The 17,672-nt window shown below is 54.6% G+C and carries 13 protein-coding genes and 1 tRNA gene; 8 read left to right on the top strand and 6 right to left on the bottom strand.

Annotated features, from left to right (window positions below; all coding sequences use genetic code 11):
- Positions 1–171: 171 nt before the first annotated feature.
- The gene (locus EKM97_RS09150) at positions 172–462 is read right to left on the bottom strand and encodes a hypothetical protein (RefSeq protein ID WP_125572101.1); all 291 of its coding nucleotides are present in this window, start codon (positions 460–462) and stop codon (positions 172–174) included.
- Positions 463–1,018: 556 nt separating this feature from the next.
- Between EKM97_RS09150 and EKM97_RS09145 the strand changes: the two genes are divergently transcribed.
- The 3 genes from EKM97_RS09145 (at position 1,019) to EKM97_RS09135 (ending at position 2,504) form a co-directional block, all read left to right on the top strand.
- Positions 1,019–1,591 carry a LuxR C-terminal-related transcriptional regulator gene (locus EKM97_RS09145; RefSeq protein ID WP_125572100.1) on the top strand — a complete coding sequence of 191 codons (573 nt, stop codon included), beginning with the start codon at positions 1,019–1,021 and terminating at the stop codon, positions 1,589–1,591.
- Positions 1,548–2,150, top strand: a complete 603-nt coding sequence (locus tag EKM97_RS09140) for a hypothetical protein (RefSeq protein ID WP_125572099.1) — start codon at positions 1,548–1,550, stop codon at positions 2,148–2,150. Before EKM97_RS09145 ends, EKM97_RS09140 begins: the two co-directional genes overlap by 44 nt.
- Before the next feature lie 117 nt (positions 2,151–2,267).
- Positions 2,268–2,504 carry a hypothetical protein gene (locus EKM97_RS09135; protein ID WP_125572098.1) on the top strand — a complete coding sequence of 79 codons (237 nt, stop codon included), beginning with the start codon at positions 2,268–2,270 and terminating at the stop codon, positions 2,502–2,504.
- Between the two features lie 28 nt (positions 2,505–2,532).
- Here the strand turns inward: EKM97_RS09135 and EKM97_RS09130 are convergent, their stop codons facing one another.
- Positions 2,533–2,958, bottom strand: a complete 426-nt coding sequence (locus EKM97_RS09130; RefSeq protein ID WP_125572097.1) for a MarR family winged helix-turn-helix transcriptional regulator — start codon at positions 2,956–2,958, stop codon at positions 2,533–2,535.
- A gap of 108 nt (positions 2,959–3,066) precedes the next feature.
- Here EKM97_RS09130 and EKM97_RS09125 point away from each other — a divergent pair, with 108 nt between their 5' ends.
- From EKM97_RS09125 to EKM97_RS09110, 4 genes are all read left to right on the top strand, one after another.
- A complete protein-coding gene (locus EKM97_RS09125; protein ID WP_318530781.1) occupies positions 3,067–3,720 on the top strand; it encodes an HD domain-containing protein in 654 nt (217 codons plus the stop codon).
- Between the two features lie 287 nt (positions 3,721–4,007).
- Positions 4,008–4,868 carry a helix-turn-helix domain-containing protein gene (locus tag EKM97_RS09120; protein WP_125572096.1) on the top strand — a complete coding sequence of 287 codons (861 nt, stop codon included), beginning with the start codon at positions 4,008–4,010 and terminating at the stop codon, positions 4,866–4,868.
- A complete protein-coding gene (locus EKM97_RS09115) occupies positions 4,861–5,757 on the top strand; it encodes a helix-turn-helix domain-containing protein (protein ID WP_125572095.1) in 897 nt (298 codons plus the stop codon). The genes EKM97_RS09120 and EKM97_RS09115 overlap by 8 nt, the downstream gene beginning before the upstream one ends.
- A 950-nt stretch (positions 5,758–6,707) precedes the next feature.
- Positions 6,708–6,780, top strand: a tRNA-Thr gene (locus EKM97_RS09110).
- 1,966 nt (positions 6,781–8,746) lie between these two features.
- Here the strand turns inward: EKM97_RS09110 and EKM97_RS09105 are convergent.
- The 4 genes from EKM97_RS09105 to EKM97_RS09090 all read right to left on the bottom strand — a co-directional run bounded on the left by EKM97_RS09105 (position 8,747) and on the right by EKM97_RS09090 (position 16,312).
- On the bottom strand, positions 8,747–9,412 hold the full coding sequence (locus EKM97_RS09105) for a CPBP family intramembrane glutamic endopeptidase (protein ID WP_125572094.1): 666 nt from the start codon (positions 9,410–9,412) through the stop codon (positions 8,747–8,749).
- Positions 9,413–9,541: 129 nt separating this feature from the next.
- Positions 9,542–11,860, bottom strand: a complete 2,319-nt coding sequence (gene helD / locus EKM97_RS09100) for an RNA polymerase recycling motor HelD (protein WP_125572093.1) — start codon at positions 11,858–11,860, stop codon at positions 9,542–9,544.
- 1,216 nt (positions 11,861–13,076) lie between these two features.
- A complete protein-coding gene (locus EKM97_RS09095; RefSeq protein WP_125572092.1) occupies positions 13,077–14,216 on the bottom strand; it encodes an SLAP domain-containing protein in 1,140 nt (379 codons plus the stop codon).
- 461 nt (positions 14,217–14,677) lie between these two features.
- On the bottom strand, positions 14,678–16,312 hold the full coding sequence (locus EKM97_RS09090) for a peptide ABC transporter substrate-binding protein (RefSeq protein ID WP_164507502.1): 1,635 nt from the start codon (positions 16,310–16,312) through the stop codon (positions 14,678–14,680).
- A 273-nt stretch (positions 16,313–16,585) separates the two neighbouring features.
- On the opposite strand from EKM97_RS09090, the gene EKM97_RS09085 reads away from it, so the two are divergent.
- Positions 16,586–17,650: a mandelate racemase/muconate lactonizing enzyme family protein gene (locus tag EKM97_RS09085; RefSeq protein ID WP_125572090.1), complete on the top strand. Its 1,065-nt coding sequence runs from the start codon at positions 16,586–16,588 to the stop codon at positions 17,648–17,650.
- Positions 17,651–17,672 lie beyond the last annotated feature (22 nt).

Here is a 17,672-nt window from a genome sequence, read left to right as displayed (position 1 = left end):
AGTATTCGCAACGCTCCAAACGTTGCTTTCAGACCGGCCAGATGCGATTTCATGTCCCAAATACCGAGGTGAATAATCCAGGTTGAACGCATATTGAGTTCCTCCTTAATTGATGTGTGGGGACGCACGGAGACGGCAGACCGTTACGTGAGCGGTCCGGTCGCAGCGTCCCTAGGCAGCAGTGTTGTCGCCGCTGTCTGGGGTGGTCGTGGTGCCACTTTCCTCAGCGGGTGCTGGCGCACTCGCAACAGCGACGTCGAGCGTGGCGTCAGTGCTGATGGTGATCTTGGTCAGCGTCATGTTCGGCAACAGGAGCTTGAACTCTTCGCCAATGGCAGCCAGCTTATCTTCATCGGGATTCTCGACCAAGTTGTTCAGAATGTGGTTGTGCTTCGTCTGCTTAGGGTCGAGTGGATCCACGAAGGTGTAGATAACGGATGCACTTTCAAAAGTAATAGCCATGATGTTTCCTCCAAGTGAATTTGATTTTGGTAAGCTTGCGGCGCCGCGTGCTTACGTAAGAAACAAAGCAATTTCGGCCAGTTTTCGCCAATTATCAAAATAATTGTGGACAGGGAGGCGGCAACTACCATGAGCGGCCGTGGAGCTATTGCTAGGTGTAAAACGAGGGCAGAAATGACGTGTGCAGAAGTTGAATCGAATTGAAGTATTAATTAAATTTAGCGGGTAAGGCTATCGCCTAAACGACGTTGTTATTTCAAATTACATATATTTAGTTATTGAACTGTGCTTTTGCTTTTCCGAAGTAAGCCGTGAAAAGTTTATTGGGAGAAACCGAATCATGTAAACAATACGTTTAACTTTGCACGCATACTACACGTTTCGTGTACTAATCCGTGCTTTTACGAAACCTGTTGAGCAAATGTCGACAATTGCTCAATTCATTTGAACTTTGAAAATATATTTAATTGATACTTGCCAAGACAATACACATGGTGTTATATTCTGAACGAGGGTCGTAGTAAGCGCTGTCATTTATGTTTCGGGGGGAACAAACATGAAATCTGCTGAAGATGGATTTGCGTTGCTGCAACAGAATGAGCGTGTTGTGTGGGGTGTGCTGTCGAAATTAGGCATCCGGAAGCTGCGCACCGATTATGATGACTACTTACAAGACGGTCGTCTTGCATACGTCGAGTATTACTTAAGGTACCGCGATGGGGTCAGCACCAATCAAGAGCAAGTGAAATTCAACAAGTTGGTCTTTCACTACTTGTATAATGTGCTCCGCCGCAAGTTGTTAGAGCGCAATGGGGATGCACAGGCGCAATGCCTGGAGAACTTACTGTTGGTGGGCAAGGAACCAGCGCATCCGAATAGCTTGGAACTAGAACTGGAGGTGTGTGCGCAGCTAGCGCAACTTGCTGTGCAGTTAACACCGCGCGAGTTGGAAGTCTTATTACTGAAGTGTCATGGCTTTGAGTCTAACCGCTTAATTGCCATGGAGTTAGGAGTTGCCACGTCAACAGTCACAGCGGCCTACAAACGAATTCGGGCCAAGTTCAGTCAGAATGGGGGAAACCAAAATGATCAGGGTAAAACGACGCTTTACGCTGCAAAGCTTCAATAATGAACCATATGAGCCAAATCAGCTGGAACGCATTGACTACTTCAATCGGGATGTGGTGCTGGCAGCGGAGAACAGCTCGATTTGTACACAACTGTTAGCTGACGGGAGTGTGACCCACATTAATCACGGCATGAACACGCTCAAGAAACACACATTGATTAACGGGCAGTCTTATAACGCAATGCTGCAAAAGGTGATGCGGCAGGTTGGGGATAACTTGGATGATGACTTCCCGATGTTTGTGCTCGATAAAGACACGATGTTTATTCAGCTGAATCGTAGTCGCAGCAATCCGCAGATATGTATCAATTTGAGCTACTTACTGAATCTGGATTTGCAGAGTTACGGTTTGGCGAGCGCAGTGGTGACTACTGGACACGGGCGGATTGGGTTTGAGTTGCCAACAGTCTACACGCTACCTGAGATCCGCCATTATCGCGATAGTGCCGGTAAAATCAAGAAGTTGTTCCACCTGCAGTGCTTTGGCGAACGGATACTCATGCCTTCGTTCGTTGGTCGCAACAACTGGGACTTTCAGTATCCGGAATTCGCGGACTGAAACGGAACCGCCATCCGGCCAATTCGGCAAATGGTCGCAGCTACTCCCTTCCCGCTTGACACCCCGCGGCCTATAATGAGGGCGCACGAGCAAACGGATGGTGACAGAAGGGAGCTTATGATGACAGAACTGGCATTAATGGAAGAAAATCGGGAGTTGAAACGGACGCTAGCGCGCTTGCAGGTGAACCTGAACTACGCGCAGGCGTGCACGAACCGAGAGGCGATCCCCAGTAGTCAACGCTATCAGGTGATGCAGACACTTCACACGCAGCAGCACCTGCCACTCACGCAACTGAGTAGTGCAGCAGGAGTGAGCCGCCAAGCCTATTACCAGTGGCAACACCGCTCTTGAAAAGATAATAATATAATGATGCAACGTTCTACTTTACAGCATCATCCAGGATGGTGTTGGCCTGATCGAGGAGTCTAATCAGCTTGTTGAACTTCTTTTTGCCCAGTTCATCGCTCAACTTGCTCATTTGCGCGTGGTACTGTTCACCCAGCAGGCCATCGCAGAGCGCGCTACCGCTACGTGTCATGGCCAGGGTAAAGCTACGGCGGTCAGCCTTGTCGGGCACCTTTTGCACGTAGCCAGCACTAATCAGTACATTCGCGTTCTTGGTGATAAAGGGGCGCGTTTGGTGCATGTAGACGGCCAGTTCGCTGGGTTTGCGCGGCGCACTGTTGCTGGCGATGGTGAAGAGAATGTCGATTTGGGCAGCCGACAAGGGCGTGTCGAGGGTCGTTTCGGTGTTACGGCTGAATGCACGGGCGGCGCGCATGCCGCGGACGATGGCTTTCTTCATAGTGTACCTCCTAATGCGCTTTACTTAAGAATAGCGCGCCGGGGCGCCCTATTCAACGAAAGGGGGTATACTCGTTCCTATAGTAGATAAGGGAACGGAGACCTGATAATGATGAATGAAGAAACACTCACGCAGTTGCACGACTTCGCGGCCGGAATCCTCGGCGGTGATGGTAGCGGCCACGGTATGGATCACATTGACCGGGTAGTTGCGAACGCGCGGCGGATTATGCGCGACGTGGCTGAAGATGTGGACGAGTTGCTCGTGCTGGCGGCGTGCACGTTGCACGACAGCTACGATGATAAGTTGGTGACGGATGTTGCGGCCGGTCGAGTGGCTGCCGGTGATGCGTTGACGGCGGCTGGATTTGATGCGGCGCGAGCGGAACGCGCGTTGACCATTATCGATCGGATGTCTTTCCACTACAGTCTGGATCACCCGGATGTGAAACTGAGTCTGGAAGGACAGATTGTGCAGGACGCCGACCGGCTGGATGCGATTGGGGCGATTGGCATTGCGCGCGCCTTCGCGTATGGTGGCAACAAGTCGCGGCCACTGTACTCCAGTGAGGGGCCACGGACGGATTTGAATGGCGCCAACTATCGGCAGGGCGGCGACACCATTAACCACTTCTACGAGAAGTTGCTCGGATTGAGTGCCACCCTGAACACGGCCGCGGCGCGTGGCGTTGGTGAAGCGCGCACGGCGTACATGCGGGACTTCCTGGCTGAGTTTGGCGCTGAGGTGCAAGGGGAAGCTTAGCGGACTTTTGCTTGGCAATTGCATATTTAAGTATCGCGGCGTGCTTGCGGCGCGATTTTTTATTGCCTTTTGGGTGCAGCCAATGCAGATTGGAATAACACTTTTTGCTATATAGACCGATTTTGCTGGTCAGAAGTGTCCTGCTCTAGTGCGCATAGGGACTGACTTTGTTTACGTGTAGGTGACAATGTATACCGAATGTAAAAACAGAAACATTAGTTTATGAATCTCGCGTCAAATTCACCCGCTTCGTCCACTATACTTAAAAGAGGATGGAGGTGTAGACAATGGCGGACAAAGAGATTGGGGCAGCCTTTCGCGAATTACGCACGCAGAAGGGCTATACGCTCAAGTACGCAGCGCGCGGAGTCGTCTCCGTGCAGTTTCTTTCTCAGTTCGAACGCGGCCAGTCGTCCATTAGCTTAGCGCGATTGGCTGCGCTGCTCACGAACATTCACGTCAGCGTGGTGGAGCTGGCGTCGATGCCGGAACTGAGTGTGATTAACTGGCTCGACTTGTGGGCCTTCCAGTTGGATGCGGTGCGACGCGGGTTGGATGATGTGTATCTGGACGCGACGATTGCACCGGAACGTTTGCGGCCGGTGGTAGAACTAGTGAACCGGCTGGCCGTGGTGGCGCCGGATGAACGGCGCAACTTGCTGAATCGCGGCGAGGCCGGGCTGATTGCGCGGACAGTCACCGCCAGCAAGCATTACGGCGTGTACACCAACTTGGTGGTGCACTATGGTGCGTTCACCTTGGCCAGTTCGCTCCGAAGGGTTGCGGAGCAGCGATTGAGTGAGGTGAACCTCACCGCTGAGTTGCCGTACTTGCAGGCCGGCAGCACGTTCGGCGCGATGTCGTCACTGGTTGAAGTGGAGATTTATCTCGGGAATATTCAGCGCGCTGAGCAACTCTTGCGGCAGATGCGCTTGCGGCCGATGGCATCGGATACGGCGGCGCTCATAACGTTGCGGGTGCTGGAAGCCGAGCTAGCGCTACGCCGCGGTGATGAGGCAGCGGCTAACGGGCTACGTGATCGCTTGCTCGGGACGCTGCAGTTGTTAGGCAACCAAGCAGACTATAACCGCCAAGTGCGGTATTTTGACCGCGTTTGGCGAGAACTGGGGGTGCGTGCACATGGATGAAGCAAAGAGCAAACCAAGCTACGGCGGCACATTCCGGCACCTGCGGATGACTTTTGGCATTAAACAGAAGGATATGGCGGGCGCGGGCATTAGCATTCAGACGGTGTCGCGCTTTGAACACAACGACGCCGGACTGGAGATTCGTAACGCGGACACCTTGCTGGGCTTTCTGCCGGCGACGCTGTACGAGTACGTGCAGAGCAACGTGTGGTTGCCGCTCGACGGTTTCGACGGCTTCCTCAATTACATGGGCGTGCTGATGGTGCAGCCGAACGCGGCAAAGCTGATGGCCAAAGCCGCGCTCAACGCCCGAATCACCTACGCTCGGTGCGGCGAGGACAAGTACCTGTTTCGCGCGGTCATGTTCGCCGGGGCGACGGACGACGAGCGGCAAAGGCACAGGGAGCGCGCGGTCGTCATGCGCCACCTGCTGGCGGTGCGACAGTGGACCAACTATGAGTTCGTGCTCTTCCGGCGGGCGCTGAACGGGACGCTGGAACTAGATGACACGCGGCAGCTGTGGTCGAAACTTGTCGGTGTCGACAACCGGCGCACACGCTTGAACCAGCGGCGGCAGTTGTTGCAGGTGGACGCGTTGCTGACGGTATTGGCGCGCGCCATTGAGTGGGGCGACTACCGCTTGGCGCGACGGACGCTGGTCACGCTGCAGGAACTGGATGATATTGGCGGCGACACCTCACACCTGCTGCGGATGCGCGGGCTGGAGGCACAGCTAGCCATGCGCGATCCGCACGGTGATGCGGAAGCGGGACGGCAGCTGATGCGGCAGTTGATTGATGCCGCCGAGTTCCTGGGCGACAAGGCGATGGTGACGCGGCTGAGCAACAAGCTGGCGGCTGCGGAGCAGGAGCTGAAGTTGCGTAGTTAGTCGGTAGTCTGAACGGGGGGAAGACGATGGTTAGACAGGTTGAGGATTCGCGCGGGGCGCGGGTCCTTTTTTGGTGGGACAGTGCTCGCTGTTGGAGGGCGCTGCGCAGTCACGCAGTGAGAGGCTGACCCTAAGTATGTAAGGCAGTCTGAGCAGAAATCTTAAGCCCGGGATTTCCGCTCATAGTGACTGCTGTTGGAGGCTACAGCGGAGTCGCGCACCAAAAGGCTGACCCTAAGTATGTAAGGAGCTCCAGTCAGAAATCCTAAACCCGGGATTTCTATCCAGAGCGCATACTGTTGGAGGCTACTACGCAGTCGCGCACTGGGCGACAGACCCTAAGTATATAAGGCACTCTGAGCAGAAATCTTAAGCCCGAGATTTCCGCTCAGAGTGACTGCTGTTGGAGGCTACAGCGGAGTCGCGCACCAAAAGGCTGACCCTAAGTATGTAAGGAGCTCCAGTCAGAAATCCTAAACCCGGGATTTCTATCCAGAGCGCATACTGTTGGAGGCTACTACGCAGTCGCGCACTGGGCGACAGACCCTAAGTATATAAGGCACTCTGAGCAGAAATCTTAAGCCCGAGATTTCCGCTCAGAGTGACTGCTGTTGGAGGCTACAGCGGAGTCGCGCACCAAAAGGCTGACCCTAAGTATGTAAGGAGCTCCAGTCAGAAATCCTAAACCCGGGATTTCTATCCGGAGCGCATACTGTTGGAGGCTACTACGCAGTCGCGCACTGGGCGACAGACCCTAAGTATATAAGGCACTCTGAGCAGAAATCTTAAGCCCGAGATTTCCGCTCAGAGTGCCTTATATACCCGGGTCTGAACGTCGCCCAGTGCAGCCTACATTTTTTCTGTCACAAATTTCCTAAAAGGCCTTGTCAGAAACGCGGATTCATTGTATATTATCTAGGCAGTTGTTTTTCAGCAAACAACGTGAACATGCCGCTTTAGCTCAGTAGGTAGAGCGCATCCATGGTAAGGATGAGGTCGCTGGTTCGAATCCAGTAAGCGGCAGAAGTTGGTCATCACCGGCAGAGTGGTGGCTTTTTTTGTGCCGTTTTGCCGCGGTTGCGACGGAATCGAGTTTCTGTAATTGGGTCATGACATCAACAAAAAGCGCGCTGTCCAAATGGACAACGCGTTTTTAAGTAATCAGATAGATGGCGATCCAAGCTGCTGCGACCAGCAGCAAGGCAATTCGTCGTAAGTATTTACCCATCACACTACCTCTCGTTTCTAGCGTAAGTCGCTCGCATGCGGGGCTGGGGTGTTGCTGTGGTTGCCGGCACCGCGTGCTTAGTCCACTGTCTATCCTGATGTCCCGCAGTAAACCGCAGACGCCGGGGAAGAGAGCGCCTACGGTTCTGGGGACTTATCGGCGACTGCCACGCGTCCGCAGCAGTCATAATCAGGATATTCGAGGAGTGGAAGGGAAGTCTTTAAGTATTAGCTTTCCCTTACAAGATTTATTATAGCAAGCTTACTGGATTCAATGCAAGCGCTTTACTTAATTTGTTGTGCGGCGATTTTTGAGAGATGTGGCACCCTGCGGATTGCGAGTTCGGACAATTTTGTGGTCGCAAATCCGCGTATTTTGCGGTGAGCTTCCTTGTGTCTGTGCGGCGGTGATAGCGTAATCGCAACGAATCCTCGTGCAGTGGGGTTCACTAAATTTCGTGTTGACTGGTACGAGTAGCCGTCACGTATACTAATGCGTGCAGAAGCGATACGAGCGGTGGCCTCTATTCGAAAGAAGATGATGCGATGGTGCAAACCAAGTAGCGAATTCTGGAGAAAGGAGGTTAATTAGATGTTCTGGGCGGCAGTATGTCGCTAGTGTGCTGGATTGGCTTCGCGGCGCTGATAGTAAGTGTGGTGACATGCTTACTTGAAGACGTGACGAAGCTGATTGATGCGGCGGAGAAGCTGCACAGCACACTCCGGAAGTTAGTCCGGAAAATGCAGAGCAAACTAAAAAGCCGCTGATCCTTTGGCGAGGTGAATGCGGCTTTTAGTTTGCAGTAAGCTTGGCCACCGTTCTTAGAGCGGCTGCAAAGGGGCGTGTGTCAGCGCGCTCCTTTTTTGTACCTTCATTATAACACCTACTGTGAATGCGAAATTATCCGTTCAGTTAAACTGCGGTAGGACGGCAGCACACTTTAGCCTACAATGTTCATGGCACCGTTCATGGATAGTTTGGTTGTCTAATAGTTGCAGATAATGCAAATTTAAGTGGCCGTACTGCATTATTAGGATGATTACTGACGCTAAATCCGCACGGTTAGTGGTATTGTGACTTGCGGGTTTTGAGCTGCTATTGTCAGCGCGTATACTAATGCGTGCAGAAGCGATACGAGCGGTGGCCTCTATTCGAAAGAAGATGGTGCGATGGTGTAAACCGAGCAGCGAATTCTGGAGAAAGGAGGTTAATTGGGATGTTCTGGGCGGCAGTAATGTCGCTAGTGTGTTGGATTGGCTTAGCAGCGCTGATAGCGAGTGTGGTGACATGCTTACTTGAAGACGCAACGAAGCTGATTGTTGCGGCTGAGAAGCTGCACAGCACACTCCAGGAGTTAATTCGGAAAATACAGAGCAAACTAAAAAGCCGCTGACAACTTTGGCAGGTTCGACGCGGCTTTTAGCTTGTGAAAAAATCGGTCATCGTTCTTAAAGCTAATGCAGGAAGAGACGTGTGCTAGCGCGTCTCTTTTTTGTGCCTTCATTATAACACCGTGGCGTACTGTTGGCCTGAAACCGCAGCAAAACTGAGCCATCAATTTGTGTTGTTTTCCGTGGTCATTATTGACCGAATCAGCACGCGAAAAGAAGCGTTGCAACACTGATTGTGGGTGCAAGGCTGGCCTGACAGGAACGCTGCACGTCGAGGCTATAGTCGACGCGTACGAGCATGTACAATCAAGGTGGCACCGGCGTAAGCAAAAACCGCAGCCAAGTGACTGCGGTTAATGGTGGTGCTGATTCAAATGAAGCAAGCGACGAAGTTATTCAGGATGTGCAGTGCCATGCCGCTTCTGAGGTCGCGAGTGCGCGCGTAGGTAAGTCCGAGCCCGAGGCCAAGCAGTGCGTAGGTGGCAAAATCAAACAGGTTGGTCGGCACGTGCACCAGCGCGAAGGATACACTGCTGAGCACTAGGTTGAAAGCCTGCGTCGCGCGGTTGCGCTGCGCGAATGCCAGGTTCATCAGCAGGCCGCGGAACAACAACTCTTCAACGATGGGGCCGAACACGACGACAATCATCAGCATGACGACCTGGCTGGTGCCCAATGCTTGGTTGATGGCGTCCTCGTTGGCGGCCGGTGGCATTTTGCCCGTGGACACCACGTAAGCGGAGAGCACCTGAACGCCGACCATGATCAGCAGGCCGGGCACCATGTTACGCAGCTTGTCCACGGTGAAGGGCTGACGCTGGTCATCCGGCGGCGTCATGCTCACGCGCATTTTGCGGAAGCGACGCACCAGCCACCAGATGGTGAGGGCGAAACCGACAAGGGTGATGATGGGGCCGCTGATGGCGGCGCCGCGCCAGTGACTTTCGCCAGGCACGAGCGCGAGTGCTTCGACGACCTGGTAGAGCACCAGTCCGATGATGAAAATGGTCAGGTTCTTGATAATGTGCGGGCGCATGCGGGCTCCTTTCCGGACTTACTTGCGGCGAATGTTCAGAATCACGACCAGAATCGCGATGACAATGACTGTGATTAAGGCCAAGCCAAGGATGATGCCGATGACGGCCATAATGGTTTCTACCATTAATTATACCTCCGCCTTGGGCTGCGCGCTGGTGTGGGTATCCAGAAGGCCCTGCGCCGCGGCGGCCTGCAGTTGCGGCGCCGCTTCTGGACTGGCAATCAGTGTTAGTTCGTGCAGCGCGCGGGTCGCGGCGGTGTACAAAATGTCGCCGGCACCCTGACCGCCGTAGTTGGCGGCATTTGCCTGGTAGACGGTAACCGCGTCGAACTCGAGCCCTTTAGCTAGGTAAACCGGCAGAATCATCAGACCGGAGCCAAGCTCAATATCGTCTGCAGACAGCAGGCGCGCGTGCAGCTGCGGTGCGGTCGCGCTCAGCTGGGCGTACAGTCCGGCGGCGTCCTTGGCGGTGCGGGTGATGACGGCAACGCTGTGGTGCTGCGCGGCTTGTGCGGTCAACGTCTTGATGAGCGTGGGTTGCAGCTTCGATGGCGTGCAGACGAGCAGTTGCGGCTTTGCCCCGCCGCGCGCGAAGGCCTGAATTTTACCCCCGTCCGGCAGTAAGCTGCTGGCGAAATCGGTGATGGGCTGGCTGCTGCGGTAGGCGCGGTTCAGCTCAATCAGGCGGCTGGACATGTCCGGGAAGGCAGCCTTGATGGCTTCTACGTAGTCGCCGTCTTGGTAGGCGCTGGTGAAGACGTCCTGGGCGCGGTCGCCGAGCAGCGTCAGCGTGGCGTTCGGGAAGGCGTGGTGCAGGTACTGCAGCATGGCCGGCGAGTAGTCTTGCATTTCGTCGACAAAGACTGCACGCACGGCGTGGTTCTGGCCGCCGCCGGTGAGCATGTCGCGAATCATCATGATGGGTGCGGCATCCTCCAGACGCAACTTGTGCGCTTCGACGTCGGCGGAGAAGGCGCGTGCCATCTCGGCCCAGGCGGCCGGGGTGGCGCAATTCTGCTGACACTCGTCGAGGAACTGCCGGTATTCGGCGTAGGGGTCCACGAAGTAGTCGTCGTAGAGCGCGGTGTAAACCGGCGCGAACTTGCGCGCGACCACCGCGCGGGCGACAGTCGTCAGTTCGTCGCTGCTCTCTTCGAAGGTGGTGTTGCCAATGTAAGAGCGCACCTGCTGCTCGGAGAGGCCAGCGAGAATTTCGTCGACCCAGTCGGCGCTCGCTTCCATCTTGATACGCTGGTTGAGGCGGCGCATCAGCGTTTTGCGTACGGCCGCGAACTTGTCGGCGCTGGTTGCCGCCGCGGGCTGCTTGGCATAGATGGCGGCCATGGTCTCCTTACTGAAGAACACGCGCCCGTCCAGCTCGATGTCAATGAAGTGGAGTTGCTGCTGGCGCTTGGCGTACTGCTTGACCTGATCCATGAACGCGGTGCTCTCCTTATACGCGCGCATGTGGCCGGTCGCCTCGGGCAGGTTGCTGTGGTCGTCTTCGTAGCGGTCGAACAGGCTCTGCACCTGCAGGCCGGTGAAGCGTTTGGTCAGGAATTCGCTGAGCGTAGACTGCAACATGTTCTTTTCGCCCAGGCTGGGCAGCACCTGACTAATGTAGGTGGCGTAGAGGCGGTTGGGCGAGAACAGCAGTAGCTGCTCAGATTCCAGTGAGTGCTGGCTGTGGTAGAGCAGGTAGGCAATCCGTTGCAGGATGGCTGAGGTTTTGCCGGAGCCGGCCGCTCCTTGGACAATCAGGAGCTGGCTGCTGGTGTCGCGGATGATGGTATTTTGCTCGCGCTGGATGGTGGAAACGATGCTGCGCATGTACTCGTCGCTTTGGTCGCCGAGCACCGACTGCAACATCTCGTCGCCGATGGTTTCGGAGACGTCAAACATGTGCACAATCTGCCCGTCCTCGATGCGGAACTGGCGCTTGCGTACAAGGTCGACGGTCTGCTTGCCAGCGGGAGCGTCGTAACTGACATTGCCGAGCACCCCGTTGTAATAAATAGAAGCAATCGGCGCGCGCCAGTCGTAAACCAGGAACTGCCCGTCTGCGTCCTGAAGGCTACCGGTGCCGATGTAGAGCGTTTCGCGCTCGCCGTCGTCAATGTCGATCCGACCAAAATACGGTGCGGGTTCCAGCCGTTCGAGCACCTTGCGTTCGCGGCCGAGGATTTCTTCGTTCTCAACGGCGCGGGCAACCAGCTGCTTTTGCTGCTGGACGGCGGCGTTGGTTTCCATCCGGTCGTCGACTTCAGTGATGTTGACCTTGGTGCTTTCGCCGTAAGAACGTTCAATGCGCGTGGTTTCGGCGTGGGCACGGTCGATCTCGCCGTCCACTTCCGTGAGGCGCGCGGCAATGCGGGCGCGGGTGCGGTCAACGCGTTGCTGCTCGCTGGCACGGGTGATGGGGGCGAACCCAGTTTCGTTTGGCATGAATGACGACCTCCTTGTTGTTTTAAGTCTTACTAGTTTAGTGCAACATGTCCTGGGGTGCAAGTGTTCGGTTACGAATGCACGGCCGTAGGGCCGGCAACGGGGCACTGAGGCTCCGCGTGGGTGGACTCCGCCGGCGGGGACCACTCAAGCCTGGCTTTGCCAGTCTTTCGTTGGCAGATTTGCCGAAACCCACGTCAAATCTGCGCTCCCGAGATTGTTGTGTAAAGCCGCTGCGCGTCTTCAAACAACAATCTTTTCGCCGGCTCCGTTCACCCTCGCTCCGCCTCAGTGCCCCGTTACCTTAGTGGGTCAAACGTTACGCGCCACCAGAATGCAGGTTAGATTAATATCAATAGAAGAAAACTGTCGGGCATATTGCGTGACCAGGGGTTAATCATTGATTGCTTTCAAATGTAGTCATTGTAATTCGTTTCAGTATTCGGCGTGCCTGTGAAAGGGGGATGTCGGGATGGTGTGTTTGTTGAGCGCCCAAGCTGCGCGGTGCATTGTTGCCGGGGTGAATCGGCACGTGGTGGTGAGGCGCAAACGAATTGTTAACGCACAGCGGTGGCAAAAGGCGGATTGCGTCATTGTGACCCAGCGGCATGGGGCCGTTCTGTTGCCCGGACAATTGGTGAAGCGGCCGATGCAAAACGTACAACCGCAACCCGAATGGTATCGGTGGGTGATTGCGCGGTTGGCGGCGCTGCCGTGTGAGTGAAGTTGTTAACGCTGGGAATTGGCGAGGATGAATTTTGCCAATAAAAAAGGATTCACGCACAGTTGAACATGTGCTGTGAATCCTTTTTGTCATGTATGTAAGCTAGCGGGCTTACGATTGACGGCGAACCGCCAGTTATTCGGTTAGTAGCGCCCCCCGACGCTACCGACCACGGTTTGAACATTCATACCTACGCACATTGCCCGCCGAACGAATTCGGCGTCCCACCCCTGGGATGACAATGGGTCGACGGGCATACCCCCCGGTAAGCTCGTTTACATGTAGTAGCATAACTCTTTTTTCTAAAGAATGGAATACCCAAAATTAATTTTGTTTATTACTCGAAACTTATGGTTTGTACACGATACGAATGTTAAACTTTGCGAATCTGATTGTAAAAAATAGTTGAACGCTTTCAAACGCGCCGTGCTGGGAATTGTGGGTACAAAAAAAGCTCCGCAAACGCGAAGCTTCTATTAAAATACTTACCTTTTAGCGGACGGTGACGTAGTGCGCGTCGATGTACTGGTCGCCGCCGAGGTTGTAGTAAGTCTGTCCCTGGATGGTAGCCTTGCCGTAAACCTTCCAGTTGGTCTGACCTGGCAGCTTCTTGGCCGTACCATTCGGGTTCTTGACGGTGGTGTGCTTAGCCGTCCAGATCTGGATACCGTAGTGCTTGTTGTAGTTAACGTGGGCAGTGCCGGAACGGCGCAGGCTCACATCGCTGGCGCGGACGTAACTCTTGCCGCCAATGCAGTAGTAGGACGTACCGTCGATAACCGCAACTCGCGAAATTTTCCAGGCGGAGTTCTTCTTGAGGCTCTTCGCCTTGCTGAAGGTGTTGTCAGCCTTGCGTGTGTACATTGCGGCGGCGCGCTTCATCGTTGCCACGCCGGTGTAGGCGATGTCGGAGTTCACGACGCCGACCGTTGCAGTGTGGTAGTAGCTGAAGACGGTCTTTGGCAGGCCGACAGACGTCTTGTCGGGACCAGCGAGGTTGAAAAGATCGTAAACCTTGTCGCTACCAGGTTCGGTGGCGTCGTAGGAAATCTGGCCACCCTTACGGTTCCAGCCAATCCCGGTGATACCGCGAGCGTAGAGCAGGTTCGCGCGGTGGCCCCAGTGGCCAGCCTTACCAACAGGGTAAACGTTGTTGGATTCGTCGAACCACTGCATGACCATGGCGTAACCAATTTCCTGATCGGAATTACCATTAGGCATGAAGGCCAGGTTTTCGAAGAAACCGTCGGAACCATCGTGGCTGAGGCTGCCGCTCTTCTGGGCATCGGCCCGCTTTTGGGCGTAACCCATCATTGGGGCATCTGGTGCGGCAGAAGGGGCACCGTTCAACGCGGACAATTCGTTCAGGTACTGGTAGAAGTACTTGGTGATGTTGGTCCAGTTGCGGCTGTAGTTCTTCTTGTAAGGCACCTTGACGGTCTTGGTGCCGCTCGCCAGCCGGCTACCCGGCCAACTGTTCTTGTCGTAAGTGACGGTTTTGTCAATCACGGTCTTGGTGGTGGCGGCGTCTGCCACGTGGTTCTGCGTATCGGCAAGGGGTGCGGCCACTGCCAAAAGGCTAGTCGCTACTCCAGCCAGGCAGAGTTTCTTCCATAGATTAGTGTTGTGCATCTTCTTCAACTCCAAAGTAAACTATGCGCTCACGGTCCCATCCGTGAGCGTCCGCCACGCGGACGCAAGGGTAGTATAGCAAATGGGAAGGGGGCCTACATTACAATGGGGTAACAGTGAAGGCGGAGAAACAGGACTTTCCGAACACTTTGTATAACGGTAAGTGCTGGTGATGATAATTGTGATGTAAGTTTCAAACTTTGTAGTGTGAGTGCACAGTGAATTTGAGTTGGGGTGGCGGAGTGAGGGGGACTTCCTTGGCGAAAAACAAAAAAGCAGTGCATGCCTGGCTGAATTTTGCCAGGTGTGCACCGCTTTTTTGTTCGGGAGTGCGTATTTTGACGCCGGGTTTGCGGCAAAATCGCCAGTGGAAGCCTCCGACGGAGGCTGAAACGGTCCCCGCCAAGGAAGTCCCCCTCACAGAGCTGCCCCAACTCAAATTCACCATCTGCGATGAACGACTACTTTTTGTTCGTCGCACCGATGTACTGGTACTGACTGTTAGGCACGTACTGCATCCCCTTGATGGAGGTCTTGGTCAGGTGCGCGGAACCCCACTGGTAGATTGGGATGACACCCATGTCCTTGGTGATTAGCTTGGTGGCCTTTTGCAGATCGTTCCAACGCTTGGTCTTGCTGAGAACGTCCTTACCGGCAGCGTCAGCGATCAGCTTGTCGTATTCCTTGTTGTTCCAGGCACCGGCGAAATCGGCGGTGGTGCTGGTCCAGCGGTTCAGGAAGTTGGATGAGTCTGGGTAGTCAGCACCCCACAGGCCAATCATCATGCCGTAGTTGTGGGCATCGCCGAGTGCGAGCCAGGTCTTCTGCGGCACGGACTTAACGGTGACGTTGACGGTCAGTCCGTTGCCGGCAAGTTTGCTAAAGGCATTTTGCAGGTATTCAGACGTGCTCTTGTCGCTGGCGGAGTCTTGGGTGATTAGCGTGAAGTCGAGCTTGCTGCTACCCATTTCCTTCATGCCGGCCGCGAAGAGCTTCTTGGCCTTGGCGATGTTGTAGCTGGTGTATTCGGTGACGCCCTTAGCGGCTTCCTTGCCGAAGTCCTTGCCACTATCGGAGTACATCATGTTCGTTGGCACTGGCGTCTGTGCTGGCGTGGAGCCGTCGCCGAGAACCTTCTTGATGAATTCCTTACGGTTGATGGTCATGGACAGCGCTTGACGAACCTTAGTGTTCCCGAATTCAGGCACCTGCTTTTTGTTCATGCTCAGGTAGGTGACAAAATTCTGCTTCACGACGTTGTAACCAGCTTCGCTCTTGGACTGCTGGGCGTCGGAACCGGTGACGGATACGTCGTCGAGCTTGCCGCTTTCGTAGAGGTTAAGCGCGGTCGAGTTTTCCTTAACGACCTGGTACTTGAGTTTGGTCACGTGAACGTTCTTGGCGTTCCAGTACTTCGGGTTCTTCACTTCAGTCCAGGAGTTGTTGGCGCCGCTCCAGTTCTTGAGGATGTAAGGGCCGTTAAAGGTCATCTGCTTGGATGTGTTGGCGTACTTCTTGCCGTACTTGGTGACGGTCGATTTCTCCAGTGGGTCGAAGGTCTGCAGGCAGATCATGCTTTCAAAATATGGCATTGGCCTGTCCAGTTGCACCTGGAAGGTGTACTTGGAGGTGGCCTTCACGCCGAGGGTCTTGTAATCGGCCTTGCCGGCGAGGATGGCATCGGCATTCTTGATGCCGCTAAATATGTAGGCGTATGGAGATTTGGTCGCGGGGTTCACGACACGCTTCCAAGCGTATTCGAAGTCTTGTGCGGTGACGTTCTTGCCGTCCGACCACTTGGCATCTTTGCGCAGGTGGAAGGTATATGTTTTTTGATCTTTAGAAACGGTCGCCATGCTCTTGGCCATATCAGGTGTGAGCTTCTTGCCCTTGTAGCGGTAAAGGCCGGCCATGGTGTCGGTCAGCGCCTGGGACGACACGGAATCGGTGAACTGCGCCGAGTCCATAGTGGCGATGACGTCGTTGGTCATTTTGGAGATGGTCTGCGAACTACTGCTGGATGAACTCTTGCCACAAGCGGCGAGGGGGATGATGGCGATGGCAGCGGCTGCCATTGCCCAATACTTCTTCTTCATAGTGAGCACCTCTTTCTTATTTTCACGGCTAAGTCTAATTGATTTGTCATTTAACTGCAAGCGCAAAATCCAAAAATATTTGTAGCTGTGGCATAACGGATGTTTCTGAATGAATTGCCTACAGGCCATAGAAACGGGTGTGACGCGATGTTGCTGAACGTTGCGACGTGAAAATGTTGCCTAATGACGGAATGAGAAAATTGTGTGGAAAAAGCTTTTGCGGGGCGTATTAATCTGCTACAATCAAATCAAGATTAAAGGAGGATTAAACTCATGCAGATTACGCAGGTCACAGTGATTCCGCAGACCGTCAAATTACATAAGGTATTCAAGATTTCGTTCGACAGCATTTCCGAGTTGCAAACACTCATCGTGAAGGTGGAAACCGATGCGGGGGTGACCGGCTATGGTGAGTGCAGTCCCTACGAACCGGTGACTGGGGAGAACTTGGCAACCGAAACCGCTGCGCTCCAGACATACGCGGCGGCGCTCAAGGGTGTAGATCCGCAGCGGATTGAACACGTGCATGAAGTCCTCGACCAGACGATGCTGGGGCACACCGCGGCAAAAGCCGGGATCGACATGGCCTGCTACGATATTTTGGGTAAAGCCGCCGGAGTGCCAGTTTACAAACTGCTTGGTGGCTCCAGCAACCACTTGACCTCTGACATGACGATTGGCATTGATGATGTCGACGTGATGGCCGCCGACGCTAAGGCCTGGGTGTCCAAGGGCTTCAAGGAGCTCAAAATTAAGTGCGGGATCGACGATGCCCACGACATTGCGACCATTCGCGCTATTCGCGCGGCGGTTGGCCCCGACATCGACATTCGTATCGACGCCAACCAGGGCTGGACGGCCAAGCAGGCGGCGCGGATGATGGCGGCCTTGGGTAACGATGTCAGCGCGGTGGAGCAACCATTGCCTGCTGACCAACTGGCGGCGATGCCAGCGCTGCGACCACAAATCGCGCAGGAGGTGATGCTGGACGAGAGTGTTCACAACGCTGGTAACGCCATGCGCGCCGTTAGCACCGGCAGTGCCGACATCATCAACATCAAGTTGCAAAAGGCGGCCGGTCTCTACGGTGCCCAGCAAATCAACGCGGTTGCAGAAGCTGCGGGTGTGCCAACGATGCTTGGGTGCATGGTTGAAACGCGCTTGGGGATTGCCGCTGCTGCGCATTTTGTGGCGGCGCACCATAATGTGCACTACGCAGATTTGGACGCCTTCCTCGATTTCGAGGAACTGCCTGCAATCAGCGGCGGCTTCACCAATGAAGGCGGCGAGTACACCATTCTCGACAAACCGGGTTTGGGAATTGATTGCACACTGTAATTGTTAATGGATAGTAAACTAA

Source organism: Lacticaseibacillus songhuajiangensis (genome assembly GCF_003946025.1).
Lineage (GTDB): Bacteria > Bacillota > Bacilli > Lactobacillales > Lactobacillaceae > Lacticaseibacillus > Lacticaseibacillus songhuajiangensis.
Note: the sequence above shows the minus strand (reverse complement) of the source record. Positions and strands in the feature narration are given on the sequence as shown.

Bases quoted from the DNA above. Each gene is read 5' to 3' on its own strand.
- EKM97_RS09150 (WP_125572101.1), bottom strand. From the start codon at position 462: ATGGCTATTACTTTTGAAAGTGCATCCGTTATCTACACCTTCGTGGAT.
- EKM97_RS09145 (WP_125572100.1), top strand. From the start codon at position 1,019: ATGAAATCTGCTGAAGATGGATTTGCGTTGCTGCAACAGAATGAGCGT.
- EKM97_RS09140 (WP_125572099.1), top strand. From the start codon at position 1,548: ATGATCAGGGTAAAACGACGCTTTACGCTGCAAAGCTTCAATAATGAA.
- EKM97_RS09135 (WP_125572098.1), top strand. From the start codon at position 2,268: ATGATGACAGAACTGGCATTAATGGAAGAAAATCGGGAGTTGAAACGG.
- EKM97_RS09130 (WP_125572097.1), bottom strand. From the start codon at position 2,958: ATGAAGAAAGCCATCGTCCGCGGCATGCGCGCCGCCCGTGCATTCAGC.
- EKM97_RS09125 (WP_318530781.1), top strand. From the start codon at position 3,067: ATGATGAATGAAGAAACACTCACGCAGTTGCACGACTTCGCGGCCGGA.
- EKM97_RS09120 (WP_125572096.1), top strand. From the start codon at position 4,008: ATGGCGGACAAAGAGATTGGGGCAGCCTTTCGCGAATTACGCACGCAG.
- EKM97_RS09115 (WP_125572095.1), top strand. From the start codon at position 4,861: ATGGATGAAGCAAAGAGCAAACCAAGCTACGGCGGCACATTCCGGCAC.
- EKM97_RS09105 (WP_125572094.1), bottom strand. From the start codon at position 9,412: ATGCGCCCGCACATTATCAAGAACCTGACCATTTTCATCATCGGACTG.
- helD (WP_125572093.1), bottom strand. From the start codon at position 11,860: ATGCCAAACGAAACTGGGTTCGCCCCCATCACCCGTGCCAGCGAGCAG.
- EKM97_RS09095 (WP_125572092.1), bottom strand. From the start codon at position 14,216: ATGCACAACACTAATCTATGGAAGAAACTCTGCCTGGCTGGAGTAGCG.
- EKM97_RS09090 (WP_164507502.1), bottom strand. From the start codon at position 16,312: ATGAAGAAGAAGTATTGGGCAATGGCAGCCGCTGCCATCGCCATCATC.
- EKM97_RS09085 (WP_125572090.1), top strand. From the start codon at position 16,586: ATGCAGATTACGCAGGTCACAGTGATTCCGCAGACCGTCAAATTACAT.